We start from the raw sequence: 15,075 nt of genomic DNA, 5'->3' as shown, positions 1-15,075 counted from the left end.
ACTTTCATACTACTAAAGGTTTAGGTTGGCACGCATATAGCAATATCTCTGGTGCACCGGCGAGAACGGTGTTGTTTGTTCAAATAAAAAATCAGAGGATATTTATAATGTTAAAAGCAGCCGCTGTAGCACTAGCACTTTCCACAACTGCACCTGTCACTGTAGAAGAAGGCGCCAAGCCTGTTGAGAAACAACAGGAAGCCACGACTCAGTTCCAGAAGATGAAGCCTTGCACACACCTGAATGCTTGTGATTTAGACTAATTTTGGTCTTAACACAAAAAAGTCAGAACAGTCTGACTTTTTTTATGCCTGAAATTCGCCACGGAAGGCGATACATAGCCATTTAAGGCTAAGCGGCAAACACGGGTCCACGATACCCTGCAATTTCACGCCACAGTAAGTACCGCTTCATATTAAACAGCGGGAAAAGTGCCGGCCCCAGTAATAAACCACCTACTGCCCAGCGTTTCGCATTCATTCCGGCTTTCATTGCTGCAACGTAATATCCCGCAGCACAACACCCAAACACCATTAAAGCCAGAAAAACCATCATAGGAAAAATAACCTCTTGATTAACTACGCCAAAAAATTGACTGCAAAATAACCAAACCGGTTGCAGTGTACTTATTTTGACCACGAAAGCCAGTTAAAACAGCGCTTAAAACAAAAAGTCGGGCAAAGCCCGACTTTTTAACACTATTAAAACATTAGTAAAACGTTTTGTTTTCTTTTGCCATTTCCTGTAAACATTCAGCCGGCGTGAATTTCGGATCAACACTGCCCGCAAGTTGCGTCAGCTTGTTGACTACGGTATCCAGTCCCAATGTGTCCATGTAGCGGAAAGGCCCTCCGAGGAATGGCGGAAAGCCGATACCGAAGATTGCCCCGATATCGCCGTCGCGGGCACTGCGTATCACCCCTTCGTCCAGACAACGTGCAGCTTCATTCAGCATCATCAGTACACAGCGTTCCGCGATGGCCCTTTCGCTGAGTTTCTTCGACGGGGTCACACCAAGCACGGCGTAAATGGAATCATCCACTTCCTTACCGGGTTTCTTACCTTCGTACAAATAAAAGCCTTTACCATTCTTTTTCCCTTTACGGTCATCAGCCAGCACTTTGTCAAATGCCGCAGGCGCCTCGAAGCGGCTGCCAAACTGTTCAACCAAAAATGGGATAATCTTGGTCCCGACATCAATGCCGACTTCATCCAGTAACTTAACCGGCCCCACAGGAAAGCCAAATTTCACCAGTGACTTGTCGATATACTCCACCGGCTCACCAGCCAGCAGTAAACAGGCCGCTTCATTCATATAAGGAGCAAGAATACGGTTCACATAGAACCCTGCCCCGTCCTTCACCACTACCGGGGTTTTCCCCTGCTTGCGGGCAAACTCTACTGTGGTTGAAATAGTCTCGTCTGACGTTTTGTCATGAGCGATAACTTCCGCCAGCGGCATTTTGTCTACCGGAGAGAAGTAATGCAGGCCAATAACATTCTCCGGCCGTTGTGCCTTCGCAGCAATGTCAGTGATCGGAATGGAGGATGTATTTGAAGCGAAAATCGTTTCAGCTTTGCAGTTGGCTTCAACATCAGCCACCATCTGTTGCTTCAGAGCAAGATCTTCAAATACCGCTTCAATCACAATATCAGCGTCCTGAAAACCACGGTAGTCAAGACTTCCGGTGAGTAAGGAAAGCTGTTTTTGCATCTCACTTTTCAGCATGAAGCGCTTTTTCACTTTCTTGTTAAGAATGTCGTAGCTGTACTTCATCGCATTGGCGATACCTTCCTCACGAACATCTTTGATCCGTGCAGGGACACCGGCTTTGGTTGCCGTTACATAAGCAATACCACCGCCCATCAGGCCACCGCCGAGTACACCGGTTTTATGCACTTTGGCAGGCTTTACGCCTTCCACACCATGTTCTTTCTTCATCTCTGTGGTGGCAAAGAAAATTTGACGTAACTGGAATGACTCCGGTGTCATCACCAGCTTACCGAAGGCATCAGCTTCTGCATGAAGTCCGGCTTTCATACCGTCATTCAGACCGGTTTCAATGACATCAATGATCATCGCCGGTGCCGGATAGTTGCCTTTTGTTTTCGCAAAAGTTTGCTCTCTGGCTTTCTTAAACAAAAGATTACGGCCGAAACGATTTTGCTCCAGCGCTTTATTCACCAGGCCTTTTTGCGGGGCATCACGGTGTGGCTTTGCTTTAAGCGCAAATTGTTCAGCCACATCAAGCAGCACACTTTGCGGTACCATGTCATCAACAATCCCATACTTCTTCGCCTGCTTAGCACGGGCCGGCGCGCCGGTGAGCATCATTTTCATTGCCTGCTGTACACCAATCAGGCGCGGTAACCGCTGGGTTCCGCCACTGCCGGGCAGCAAGCCTAACTGAACTTCTGGCAAGCCCAACTGTGTCTTTGGTGAATCGGTACAAATACGATAATGGCAAGCCAGTGCCAGTTCCAGTCCACCACCCAGCGCAGGGCCATGAATAGCGGCAACAAAGGTGGCTTTCATATTCTCAATGCGATCAAACACAGCCTGACCACCAGCCGCCAGTGCTCTGGCATCAGCCTCGGTTTCACAGGCTGCAAGCATAGTGATGTCAGCACCGGCAACAAAGGAAGAAGGTTTTCCGCTTGTCAGCACAACACCTTTAATGCTGCTGTCGCTCTCAATTTGATCCAGTACCGCAGAAATCTCGTCTCCGAAAGCCGCTTTCAGCGTATTCATTGACTCGCCCGGGACATCCATCGTCAGAATGGCAACACCATTGTCCTGTCTTGTAAGGGTAAATGCTTTGGCAGATGAATCACTCATAACCACGTCCTGATTTTCCTGTTCGCTCATTATTCTGTCTCCACAATCATGGCTGCGCCTAAACCACCGGCAGCACATGCGGTCAACAATCCGCTTCCGCCGCCACGGCGCTGTAATTCATTCAGCATCTGGGTGATCATCCGGGTGCCGGTAGCAGCAAAGGGGTGACCATAGGCGATAGAGCTGCCCATCACGTTAAATTTGTCCATGTCGATTTCACCGGTAGCTTTATCACGACCCAGTTTTTCTTTTGCAAATTTGTCGCTGGCAAACATTTTCACATTGGCCAGTGTCTGGGCTGCAAATGCCTCGTGCATTTCAATCAAAGTGAGGTCGTTCAGCGTCATACCGGCTCTGTCCAGCGCCATTGGCGTGGCATAAGATGGTCCCATCAGCATGTCTTCCCACACATCAATAGCTGCGAAGGCATAGCTGCGGATGTAGCCTAACGGGGTATAACCCAGTGCTTTAGCTTTGCTTTCCGTCATCATCAATACTGCAGATGCACCATCAGTCAGCGGCGTTGCGTTAGCGGCCGTCACAGAGCCGTATTTCTTATCAAATACAGGGCGCAGTTTGGCGTAGCCTTCCACCTTTGAGTCAAAACGAACATTGTTATCTTTACCCAGCGCGCCTTTGAACGGCTCTGCATAGGCCGTCATTACCTCATTATCCAGCTTACCTTCATTCCAGCTTGCTGCCGCCAGAGAATGAGAGCGGTGTGCCAGTTCATCCTGAGACTGTCGTGAGATACAGTGAGTCTTGGCCATCTGCTCTGCTGTCTGTCCCATGGACAAGCCTGTGGAATATTCTGCAACTGCAGGCGGCACAGGCATTAAATCTTTTAATCCCAGCTTTTTAACAATCGCCCACTTCTGACCGACTGTCTTTGCCTTTTGCAGATCCACCAGTGCACGGGCAAGTTTTTTCGACACGCCAATTGGTGATACAGATGTTGAATCGGCACCACCGGCAATACCAACTTCTACGGTACCGGCCATCATGCTCTCGGCAATGTTAACCGTGCTTTGAAAGCTGGTAGCGCAGGCGCGGGACACACTGTAAGCGTCAGTGTGCACATTCATGCCTGTACCCAGAACGATCTCGCGGGCAATGTTGGGCGCTTCCGGCATTTGCACAACTTGTCCGTACACCACCTGATCCACCAGCTCCGGTGATACGCCATTACGGATGAGCAGTTCATTGACCACCATCTTGCCCAGATCAACGGCGGGCACACCGTGGAAATACGTTGCCATTTTCGCGAATGGCGTACGTAATCCTGCGACTATCGCGATTCTGTCACCGTTACGGGTTGTGACTGATTGTTTAGCTGTCATGTTGCACCTGAATTAAATGACCCTAAGTGGTCAGACCTGTAAAGAGTTAGATTTTTACAAACAATGAACAAAATAGCAAATTTCCCCTGCAGGCAGTTCATCCTGAAAAATTGCCAGCTTATCCAAGAGCCTGAAACTAATGTAGTTTAAGAACATCACAAAGCCCATTAACGGCTATACAATAAATTTACGCCGGTGGCTTGAAGCGCAGGATTCGGGCCTTATTATGTATAGGTACTCATCCGGCTATGTAAAAGATTGCATTGCGTTGTCTGTCCTGACGGTTCATTTGCAAGGTTGCACAGAACACAGGTACGACTGAGAGCTCAGTTAGCCGGTCGACGTAAATGTGCGCTGGTTTCAAAAAATAAAAGTGGATTAAATCACTATGTCTGCAGAGCAGTTTCAACAACTTCATACTTATTTAGACTCCCAGATTATTGGTCAGAGTGAACTGACGAAAAGCCTGTTGATTGCGCTTTTAGCCGATGGACATATGCTGGTTGAAGGCCCGCCGGGGCTGGCAAAAACCCGGGCGATTAATGCACTCGCTCATGGCATTGACGGCGATTTTCACCGTGTTCAGTTTACCCCTGATCTGTTACCGGCAGATTTAACCGGAACAGACATTTATCGTCCTGAGACCGGTGAGTTTGTATTTCAGCAGGGCCCCCTTTTCCATAACCTGGTACTGGCTGACGAAATTAACCGGGCGCCTGCCAAAGTGCAGTCTGCGCTGTTAGAAGCCATGGCTGAACGTCAAATTACAGTGGGAAATAAAACTTATGCGTTACCGCCGCTGTTCCTTGTCATGGCCACGCAAAATCCCCTTGAACAGGAAGGGACGTACCCGTTGCCGGAAGCTCAACTTGACCGCTTCCTGATGCACGTGAGTATTGATTACCCGGGCGCTGACACTGAGCTGTCGATTCTGCGCCTTACCCGCGATGAAGAGCTGAAAAAAGCCACCGTTGCACCACCTTCTCTGAGCCAGCAGGATATATTCACTGCCAGAAATGCTGCCTTGTCTTTGCATATGGCACCGGAACTGGAGCAATACCTGGTTCAGATCGTTATGGCGACCCGGACGCCTGAAGCGTTTGATGCAAAAATGGCGAACTGGATAGAATTTGGTGTAAGCCCGCGGGCCACCATTGCCCTTGACCGCTGTGCCCGTGCCCACGCGTGGCTGGCCGGACGTGATTTCGTCGGGCCGGATGACATTCAGGCTGTGGCGCATAATGTGTTACGTCACCGGATTATTTTATCCTACGAAGCCGAAGCGGAAGGCATTACTGTGGATCAGGTACTGGACAACATTTTAAACCTGGTGGCAGTACCTTAAGCTGATGAACGCCGTACATGATACGCTGGCGGCACTGAAAAGCGACGGGGTGAATCTGTCGCTGAGTGAGTTGATCCGTTACCAGCAACTAACCAAACTGCTAAATCTGAAACCGGCTACACCGCCCAGGGCGCTGATGTCCGGTGGTTACCTGAGCCGGCACAAAGGCAGAGGCATGGAGTTTGATGAAGCCAGGCATTACCAGCCGGGCGACGATATCCGTGCAATCGACTGGCGGGTCACCGCCCGCACAGGCAAAACCCACACGAAAATATACCGTGAAGAGCGGGAACGGCCGGTGTTTATTTTATGCGATTTAACCGCCGGCATGCAGTTTGGTAGTCAGTTGCTGCTGAAATCTGTTCAGGCTGCCCATATCGCCGCCCTGCTGAGCTGGTCTGCCGCCGCAAGGGGCGATAAAGTCGGTGCATTTATTTTTAACGACACCATGCACCGGGAATGTAAGCCGCTTTCCCGTCAGCGTGCTGTGTTATCTCTGTGTCACGAATTGATCCGCGTGCAACAGGGGGCCGCTCAAAAAGACGCACAAACGTCACAGGCATTTTCAGATGCCTGCCTCAGGCTACGCCGTTTAGCCAGACCGGGCAGCCTGGTTTATTTAATTTCCGATTTTGAAAACCTGCAGCAAGGCGCAGAACAGCCCCTCAGTCATCTCGCCAGACATTGCGACGTACATGCTATCCGCGTAGGCGATCCCATGGATACCCATCTGCCCGACGTAGCGGTATCTCAGCAAGTCAGCGTGACCAATGGCGCAGATGAACAAAGCTGGCTGCTGGGCGATAAGTCTCTGGGTAAAAAATACAGTCAGTGGCGGGGAGAAGTAAGAATGAGTATTGAAAGCTTCTTCCAGTCGAAGATGATCAAATTCAGCCAGGTTTCCGCCGGTTTACCCCTGGAGCAACAGCTTGAAATGCTGGGGAGGCAGCCACGATGACACCTCCTGCCGGACAAAATCCGTTAGATCAGTTAAAAGCTATTCACACACCGGCTGAAGTCAGCGCGTGGCCGCTTGCCTGGGGTTGGTGGGCGCTGATTGCTGTTGTACTTATTATTCTTATCAGTGCCGTCATCATGTGGCGGAAACACCGCAGGTTTAACGGTGCGAAACGGGAAGCCCTCACCCTCCTTGCCAGCACAGATACGCAAGTGAGTACAGCCCCGGCAAATATCAATGCCATCCTGAAGCGGGTCAGCCGTCACTATGATGAAAAGGCAATGGCTTCATCCGGGTCGGGAGAAGAATGGCAGCACTACTTAACGTCAGCCCTGCCCGAAAAAGAACGCGGCTCATTTACCGCAGGATTTTCACCGGCGAACAGTAACATGTACCGCCCGCAAGGCGTCACACCGGAACAGGCAGAAGCGATGAAATCCGCTGCTCTGTTATGGGTGCAAAAAGCACGTATTTATGCCTTTTCTTTACGCAGTTCTGGAAAGGAGTCAGCCCGCAATGTTTGAATTTGCATGGTGGTGGGCATGGTTCGCCCTTCCGTTACCTTTATTATTTATGTTGCTTCCGGCACAGCCACGCTCTCAGGGCGCGGCACTTAAAGTGCCCGCATTAATTCCGGGTAGCGAAAGCGCTGTGAATAAACCCGGCCGCTCCCGGTGGCTGACGCTTATTGCCATCATAAGCTGGACTTTACTGGTCTGCGCCGCTGCCCGCCCCCAATGGCTTGGCGAACCGGTGAGTATCCCGAATGAAGGCAGGGAATTAATGCTCGCGGTGGACTTGTCCGGCAGTATGAAAATTGATGATATGGAAGTTAACGGCCGTCAGGTGAACCGCCTGGTCATGATAAAATCTGTCCTCCACGATTTTATTGAACGCCGTGTCGGCGACCGTCTCGGTTTAATTCTGTTTGCAGACACCGCTTACCTTCAGGCACCGCTTACCTACGACCGTCAGACCGTTGCTACCCTGCTGGATGAATCTGTCATTGGTCTGGTCGGGGAGCAAACGGCTATCGGCGATGCTATTGGCCTTGCTGTAAAACGTTTTAAAAAACGTGAAGACTCCAACAAAGTGGTTATTCTGCTGACCGATGGTCAGAATACGGCAGGAAATATCACACCGGAGCAGGCTAAAGAACTGGCAATTGAAAGTGGCGCGACAGTATATACCATTGGCGTAGGGGCAGATAAAATGCTCATCCGCAGCTTTTTTGGTAGCCGTCAGGTCAACCCTTCTCAGGAACTGGATGAAGATATGCTCACCGATCTTGCGGAATCTACCGGTGGTCAGTATTTCCGTGCCCGCAATGTACAGGAACTGAACAGTATTTATGAGACGCTGGACAAACTTGAGCCCGTCGAAGGGGAAGCAAGAAAACTCCGTCCACGTACTGCCCTGTTCTTTTATCCCTTATCGCTGGCCTTACTGTTAACAGTATTACCGGCACTGCTATATTGCTTTAAAAATATCTGGTACCGGGTAAACGGCCGTACACGCGCAGGAGGACAAGCATGAATTTTCCTGTTCACGATTTTCATTTTCTCCGCCCGGAATGGTTTGCCGCCCTGCTCCCCCTGTGTCTGCTGATAATGCTTATCAGGCAATATCGTCGCAGTCAGTCAGGCTGGCAAAGTGTTATTCCATCTCACCTGTATAAGCATCTGACTGCCGGCAAAGCCGTTACAGGAAAGCAGGCTCCGCTCAGTCTTCTTGCTTTGTGCTGGTTTATCTGTGTGGTTGCCCTTGCAGGACCTGTTTGGGAGCGTTTGCCCCAGCCTGTTTTTCAGGTGCAGGAAGGCCATGTGGTGGTCATTGATATGTCGCTGTCGATGCGCGCAACCGATGTGTCGCCGGACAGATTAACCCGTGCCAAATATAAAGCGATTGATCTGATAAACAGTATTGATGAAGGCGAAACGGGACTGGTCGCCTACGCCGGTGATGCATTCACTATCAGTCCGCTGACTGCGGATGCCGGCAACCTGGTTGCCCTGTTACCCGGTTTAAGCCCTGAGATTATGCCTGTCGCCGGCAGTGATCCTTACCGGGGCATTCAGGAAGCGGCAGATTTGCTGCAAAACGCCGGCTATCAGCAAGGGAATATTTACTGGCTGACCGACGGTATTACCCTGCCACAGGCTCAGGATCTGCGCTCTCTTATCAGTGAACTGCCTTATACGGTCAATATTTTAGGCGTAGGCACGGAAGAAGGTGCGCCAATCCGTCAGCTTGACGGGCAGTTATTAAAAGATCAGCGCGGTCAGATTGTTATCCCCAAACTACGGGGTCAGCAACTGCAAAATCTCGCCAGTGCATCAGGCGGTGCGTACAGCAAGCTGTCTGCAGGCGACGGTGATATTAAACGTCTTACAGGCCGGAATTTACTGCACAAAAACGCAGAAGAAACCGGAGAACAAACGTCTCAGGATGGCGATCAGTGGGCAGAGCTGGGCCCCTGGCTGTTGTTGATGATTTTACCCTTTGCCGCTTACGCTTTCCGTCGCGGAGTTGTACTCACCCTATTACTGGTTCCATTGCTTGCAGCCACGCCGCAACCGGTCTTTGCACAGGCCGGCGGGCCGGCCACAGACGGGGAACCGGAAGCAGAAACTCCTGTAGTCACTTGGTATGAAACGCCGTTTCTGAATGCCGACCAGCAGGGAGCAAAGGAATACGACGCTGGCAATTTTAGTACCGCTGCTGATACCTTCAAATCCGCAGAATGGCAAGGCGCTGCAGCTTATGAGTCCGGTAATTATGAGCAGGCACTGGATGCATTTTCCCGCTCAGACAGTACAGATGCCGTGTACAACCAGGGCAATGCGCTGGCGCAACTGGGGAAGCTGGATGACGCCATTGCCCGTTACGATGAAGTATTAAAGCGGGATCCGGAGCATGCTGATGCGAAAGCCAATAAAGCCCTGCTTGAGCAAATGAAACAGGAGCAGGAAAAGCAACGGCAGGAACAGCAAAACCAGCAACAAAATCAGGACCAGCAGGATCAGAACGGGGATAACCAGCAGCCTCAGGACGGCCAGCAGGGTCAGAATGATGAGAATAACGGCAGCGACGAACAGCAACAGAACGATCAGTCACAATCTTCCGGTGACCAGCAACAGCAAGGCGGTGAAGGAGAGGAGCAGCAGAGCGAAAATCGCAATGAAGAGTCTCAGTCGCCCGGCCAGGAACAACAGAATGAACAAGCTGACGGTCAGGAAGAAGAAAACGAAGATAGCGGGTCACAGTCTCCTGCACAGGCAGAAGAAGGTGATCAACAGCAACAAAATCAGTCAGCGCAGGCTCAGACCGGCGAACTGACAGACGAAGAAAAAGAAAAAATGCAACGTTTGGATAATTTGATGAAGAAGATCCCTGATGATCCTGCATTTCTGCTTAAACGCAAAATGCAACTTGAAGCACAACAACGACGTCGTCAGGGACCGCCATCAAACCGGAGCGAGTGGTAATGAAACAATCTCTCTTTTCAATCTTTCTCTTTCTGTGCCTGGCACATCCGGCCCTGGCTGACGTCACCCGGGTTGAAGCAACCATTGATAAAAACCCGGTGATGGTGGACGAAGCGATACAATTAACTGTCATCGCTCAGGGCGATCCTGCCAGAGAAGCGTTCGACAGCTCCCCCTTACTGAAAGACTTTGTGGTTGGCCGCACATCGGTGAGTACACAAACACGTATTATCAATTTTGATAAAGAAGAAACCGTTACCTGGACGACTACTCTGTTTCCCCGTGGTGAAGGTAACTTTACGATCCCTGCGCTGACTGTAGAAGGAAAGCAAACAAAACCTTTGACGGTAAACGTGATTCCGGTACAGGCCGGTCAGGATGAACCCGCCAGAGATTATTATCTGACGACGGATGTGGACACCAGTGAGGTCTATCTTCACCAGCAGTTACTTTACACTGCCAAATTATATCTGGCGTCCAATATTGAACGGGGCAGCCTGCAGGCACCGGAACTTAAAGATGCGCAAATTCAGCAGTTAGGTGACGACAAGCAATATTCTGATATTGTGAACGGTAAGCGGTATCAGGTTATTGAGCGTACGTTCGCAATTGTGCCGCAAAGCTCAGGCGAATTTACTATTAAGGGACCGGTATTCGCCGGCGAAGTACTGGCTCAGGATCCGAATACCCGCTTTGGTTTCTTCAACCGCACGAAGCAAATCAACCGCCTCGGCCCGGATATTACAATTCACGTTAAGCCCGTGCCTGCTGATATTGATTACCACTGGTTACCCAGCGAATATGTGTCACTGAACGAAGAGTGGCCGCAACAATCGTCTTTTACTGTAGGTGAACCGGTTACCCGCACTATCACCCTGACAGCAATGGGTGTAGTTGAAGAGCAGTTACCTGAACTACCTCAGATGTATCCGCCCGGATTCAAGCTCTACCCTGACCAGGCCAGTACGGCTACCGTAAACAAAAACAATACGCTCATCGCCCAGCGGGTCGAGACACTGGCGATGATCCCCACTCAGGCCGGCGACTTCATTTTACCTGAGGTAACTGTGCCCTGGTTTAATGTGCTGACCGGAAAAACGGAAACCGCCCGGTTACCGGCGAAGAAAATTACCGTAGCACCGGCTTCATCAACGGCAACGCCAGCTCAGTCTGCACCGCTTACTCAGGCGCAATCTGATAATACAGCCCTGCCCGCTCCCGCTACACAGCCGGATATACCGCAAGGTGCTCAAGGAACGGTGCCGCAATCTGCACCGGCAGAAAGTAACGATACCCTGCTGTGGATTGTCTGTGCATTATGGATAGTGACACTTGCCGGCTGGATTATTACTGTTATTTACTTCAGACGTCGTCCGGTGATGCAAGGTGAAAAGCCATCAGATGGGCGCGGCTCTGCAGGCAATGACGAAAAGCAGGCGTTTAATACGCTGCAAAAAGTCATTCAGTCCGGTGCACCGGGAGAGGTACAAAAAGCGCTCAGACAGTGGGCATTTCTGGCTGGCAAACAACATAGTCCCGCCGTGCCGGCAGACATTTATCTCAGAAAATCCGGTCTTCAACCGCAAATTGATGCCATGTTATCGAGTCAATATAGCGATAAGCCACAACAATGGGATAGAAAGGCACTGTTACAGAGTATTCAGGCCATCAGGCAACAGAACACGAAGCAGAGCAATTCAGCGCTGCCACCTCTGTATCCGGAAGGCCAGTCATCCTGATCTCTGCGTCTTCCGTACAAGCACAATATTTACCGGGAGACTCAGTTTGAAAACACTTTCATCATTTAAATTTACGCCGCTGGCGCTGCTTGTTGCAGCGTTGACGGCCTGTTCACCGGCACCGGAAACTGCTGCACCAGCGCAACCGGAGCCACCAGCCGGCACCCTGGCCAATCAAAGCGAATCTGAGCGTTTAAACGCGTTTTTTGAACGGACGTTTGAAGAAGATTTGAAGCGCTCACCGGAATTTCAAAGCCGGCTCGGGAAAAAATGGAATTACGGCGAATGGAATGATCTGAGCGAAGAGCATAAAGAGCAGACCATCGCCATTAAGAAAAATCGTCTTGAAGAACTGGACAGCTTTAACCCTGAAACACTCACTGAGCAGGAAAAGCTCAGTTTACGTCTTTACCGTACGGGCATAGAGCGTGAACTCGCTAACGATGAATTCAGACACCATACTTATGTTGTTCATCAGTTCCGTGCGGCGCACACCAGCGTACCAAGTTTTTTGATCAATATTCATCGCGTCAGTGATGTGTCTGACGCTAAAGCCTACATTTCCCGTCTGGATAAGGTAGATGAATATTTCGATCAGGTTATAGAGCAAATGGCACTGCGGGAAAAAGCCGGCGTGTATCCACCGAAATGGGCCTACGACCAGATGATTGCCGCCGCGCAAAATGTCATCACCGGCGCGCCTTTCGATACTTCAGAGACACCTTCGACCATTTGGGAAGATTTTCAGAACAAGGTAAACGCGCTGCCCATTGATGATGTTGAAAAACAGACCCTGCTGGGCGAAGCCAAAGCTGCTCTGGTTACCTCTGTTAAGCCGGCTTATGAAGCGATTATGGCCGCTTTCGCTCACCAGAAAACCCTTTCACCGGAAGGTGACGGCGTGTGGCGCCTGCCCGACGGTGACAAATGGTATGCAAACCGCCTCGCCTGGTTCACGACGACAGATCTTAACGCTGAAGAAATACATCAGATCGGGCTGGATAATGTAGAACGAATCCACAAAGCTATGGAAGGCATTAAAGACAAGGTCGGTTTCGACGGGTCGTTACAGGAATTTTTCGAATTCATGCGCACCGATCCTCAGTTTTATTACCCGGACACGGATGATGGCCGTGAAGAATACTTGCAGGCAGCAACGCAGGCAGTTGACGAAATGCGAAAAGCGCTGCCGGATTATTTCGGCTTAATTCCGAAAGCAGACATGATAGTAAAACGTGTTGAACCCTTCCGCGAGCAATCTGCCGGCAAGGCGTTCTATCAAAGTCCTTCTCAGGATGGCAGCCGCCCCGGTACCTATTACGCCAACCTTTACACCATGGACGCCATGCCCACCTATCAGCTTGAAGCACTGGCCTACCATGAAGGGATCCCGGGTCACCACATGCAGCGGGCTATTGCTCAGGAGCTTGATGGTATTCCTGAATTTCAAAAGTATCTGAGTGCCACAGCCTATACCGAGGGCTGGGGCCTTTATACGGAAGAGCTGGCTAAAGATATGGGCTTTTATGAAGATCCCTATTCAGATTTCGGCCGCCTTGCTATGGAGCTCTGGCGGGCATGCCGCCTGGTGGTAGACACGGGCATTCATGCTAAGCAGTGGTCACGGGAAGAAGCGATTCAGTACTTGCTGGAAAACACCCCCAACCCTGAACCAGACGTGGTTAAAGCAATTGAGAGATATATCGCCATGCCGGGCCAGGCCACAGCCTATATGATTGGCAAACTGAAAATCATGGAACTGCGTAGCAAGGCGCAACAGACGCTGGGGGATAAATTCACTTATGCGGGCTTCCACGATGAAGTGTTAAAAGACGGACCGGTGCCCTTGTCTGTACTGGAAGAAAAGATAAACCGCTGGATAAAACAGCAACAATCTTTGTAAAAGGCCACCACCTCAGACAGGCAACCATTTAGGGTTGCCTGCTTCTCCCAATCCTGCCAGGCTAAAAATATTCTCTCATACTGAAAGTTTTCTGACATGCGGCAGGTCTTAACTGTCATGAAAGAAAAACAACAACGTTACGAAGCACTGGTCCACGCATTTCATGGCGATATTTATCGCTATGCGTACTGGCTCACCCGCGACCCGGCGGTGGCTGAAGATATAGTTCAGGAAACTTTTCTGCGGGCATGGCGTTCACTGGACGGGTTGAAGGATGAGAAATCAGCTAAATCCTGGCTTATCACCATCGTCAGGCGGGAGAATGCCAGACGATTTGAGCGCAAACAGCTTGAGACGGTAGACATTGATGATGTGCCGGTGGCTGACGAAGCATTTCATGCCGGAAACGGGGATGACACAGAAGAACTCCGGATACTCATTGCCAGATTACCGGCAGATTACCGGGAGCCATTGATCCTGCAACTCATTTTCGGCTATTCCGGTGAGGAAATCGCAGAGCAACTGTCGCTGAATAAAAATACCGTGATGACGCGGTTATTCCGCGCCCGTAATCAACTCAGAGACATGCTGGATAGTGATTCAGCACAACAGAGAGGTCGCCATAATGGATGATTTAGAATTCCGCCGTCGTATTTATGCCGATCCCAATACGACAGACAAAGACATGCTGGATGACATTAAAGGCGACAGCGACAAAGCCGCTTTGAAATCGTCACTTCAGCAACTTGACGGTAAATTGCTGCAGGCAGCCAAAGTGCCTGTACCCGACGATCTGGCGCATAAGCTCATATGGCAGCAGGCTACCGGCGAATTCAACCGTCATAAGCGCCGCAGCCGGTGGTTTATTGCCATGGCCGCTTCCGTGGCATTTATGGCCGGTGTTACCGGCACCATGGTATTCAATCAGGCCCCTGCAGATATCGGCACAGAAGCACTGGCACACATGCGCTACGCTGAAATTGAAACACCCCATTCCGGCATTGAGGTTGGCATGCAGCAGGTCAATGCGAAACTGGCCGGTTTCGGCGGTACATTTTTACAGTCTATTGGTGATGTGGCTGTAGCAAACTACTGTCACCTTAACCGCCAGCAAACTTTGCATCTGATTTTAAACACAGAGCAGGGGAAAATGTCGGTGTTTGTTATGCCCCATAATGACAGCAATCCGGTGCCGCCTGCCTTCGCCGATGAAAAGTATCACGGCGAAAGCTGGTCCCTGCAAAACGCCAGCATTATGGTGGTAGGCGATAAAGGTGCTGATTTGAATCCGCTGGTGAAAAAAGTAAAAAGCAGCATCAGCTTTTCTGCATAATCTGCCGGCTTGTGTGAATTTCATGCAAACCGGTCAGGTGCAAAGTTAAATGCCCGATTGAAAAGACAGATAAACCAGACTGTCATAGAGACTGTATCTACTTCCTGTTAGCATAAGAGAAAAAACAGGA

13 protein-coding genes are annotated in these 15,075 nt (G+C 50.4%); 10 read left to right on the top strand and 3 right to left on the bottom strand.

Features of this window, described 5'->3' with window-relative positions; translation table 11 throughout:
* Positions 1-107: 107 nt before the first annotated feature.
* On the top strand, positions 108-263 hold the full coding sequence (locus tag ACXAG2_RS09220) for a hypothetical protein (RefSeq protein ID WP_474844770.1): 156 nt from the start codon (positions 108-110) through the stop codon (positions 261-263).
* Positions 264-351: 88 nt separating this feature from the next.
* On the opposite strand, the gene ACXAG2_RS09215 is transcribed toward ACXAG2_RS09220, so the two are convergent.
* The 3 genes from ACXAG2_RS09215 to fadI all read right to left on the bottom strand — a co-directional run bounded on the left by ACXAG2_RS09215 (position 352) and on the right by fadI (position 4,179).
* Positions 352-555 carry a hypothetical protein gene (locus ACXAG2_RS09215; protein ID WP_303575013.1) on the bottom strand — a complete coding sequence of 68 codons (204 nt, stop codon included), beginning with the start codon at positions 553-555 and terminating at the stop codon, positions 352-354.
* A gap of 154 nt (positions 556-709) precedes the next feature.
* Positions 710-2,869: a fatty acid oxidation complex subunit alpha FadJ gene (fadJ, locus tag ACXAG2_RS09210; protein ID WP_474866171.1), complete on the bottom strand. Its 2,160-nt coding sequence runs from the start codon at positions 2,867-2,869 to the stop codon at positions 710-712.
* Positions 2,869-4,179 carry an acetyl-CoA C-acyltransferase FadI gene (gene fadI / locus ACXAG2_RS09205; protein ID WP_474866168.1) on the bottom strand — a complete coding sequence of 437 codons (1,311 nt, stop codon included), beginning with the start codon at positions 4,177-4,179 and terminating at the stop codon, positions 2,869-2,871. The genes fadJ and fadI overlap by 1 nt, the downstream gene beginning before the upstream one ends.
* 388 nt (positions 4,180-4,567) lie before the next feature.
* Here fadI and ACXAG2_RS09200 point away from each other — a divergent pair, with 388 nt between their 5' ends.
* The 9 genes from ACXAG2_RS09200 (at position 4,568) to ACXAG2_RS09160 (ending at position 14,945) form a co-directional block, all read left to right on the top strand.
* Entirely contained in the window at positions 4,568-5,524 is a 957-nt protein-coding gene (locus ACXAG2_RS09200; RefSeq protein ID WP_303575015.1) for an AAA family ATPase, read from the top strand.
* A 4-nt stretch (positions 5,525-5,528) separates the two neighbouring features.
* A complete protein-coding gene (locus tag ACXAG2_RS09195; RefSeq protein ID WP_474844767.1) occupies positions 5,529-6,482 on the top strand; it encodes a DUF58 domain-containing protein in 954 nt (317 codons plus the stop codon).
* Positions 6,479-7,006 (top strand): DUF4381 domain-containing protein, encoded by a 528-nt coding sequence (locus tag ACXAG2_RS09190; protein ID WP_474866165.1) that lies wholly within the window; start codon positions 6,479-6,481, stop codon positions 7,004-7,006. Before ACXAG2_RS09195 ends, ACXAG2_RS09190 begins: the two co-directional genes overlap by 4 nt.
* Positions 6,999-8,018: a vWA domain-containing protein gene (locus ACXAG2_RS09185; protein WP_474866163.1), complete on the top strand. Its 1,020-nt coding sequence runs from the start codon at positions 6,999-7,001 to the stop codon at positions 8,016-8,018. The genes ACXAG2_RS09190 and ACXAG2_RS09185 overlap by 8 nt, the downstream gene beginning before the upstream one ends.
* Complete coding sequence (locus ACXAG2_RS09180) at positions 8,015-9,970, top strand: vWA domain-containing protein (RefSeq protein WP_474866160.1); 1,956 nt, start codon at positions 8,015-8,017, stop codon at positions 9,968-9,970. Before ACXAG2_RS09185 ends, ACXAG2_RS09180 begins: the two co-directional genes overlap by 4 nt.
* Entirely contained in the window at positions 9,970-11,709 is a 1,740-nt protein-coding gene (locus ACXAG2_RS09175) for a BatD family protein (protein ID WP_474866158.1), read from the top strand. Before ACXAG2_RS09180 ends, ACXAG2_RS09175 begins: the two co-directional genes overlap by 1 nt.
* Positions 11,710-11,755: 46 nt before the next feature.
* Positions 11,756-13,612, top strand: a complete 1,857-nt coding sequence (locus ACXAG2_RS09170; RefSeq protein WP_474866155.1) for a DUF885 domain-containing protein — start codon at positions 11,756-11,758, stop codon at positions 13,610-13,612.
* Positions 13,613-13,729: 117 nt separating this feature from the next.
* Positions 13,730-14,245 carry a sigma-70 family RNA polymerase sigma factor gene (locus ACXAG2_RS09165; RefSeq protein WP_474866152.1) on the top strand — a complete coding sequence of 172 codons (516 nt, stop codon included), beginning with the start codon at positions 13,730-13,732 and terminating at the stop codon, positions 14,243-14,245.
* On the top strand, positions 14,238-14,945 hold the full coding sequence (locus ACXAG2_RS09160; RefSeq protein WP_474866150.1) for a DUF3379 family protein: 708 nt from the start codon (positions 14,238-14,240) through the stop codon (positions 14,943-14,945). The genes ACXAG2_RS09165 and ACXAG2_RS09160 overlap by 8 nt, the downstream gene beginning before the upstream one ends.
* Positions 14,946-15,075: the final 130 nt, after the last annotated feature.

It is taken from the genome of Alteromonas sp. ABH4_456, from assembly GCF_056160645.1.
This window is presented reverse-complemented; position numbering and strand designations above follow the sequence as displayed.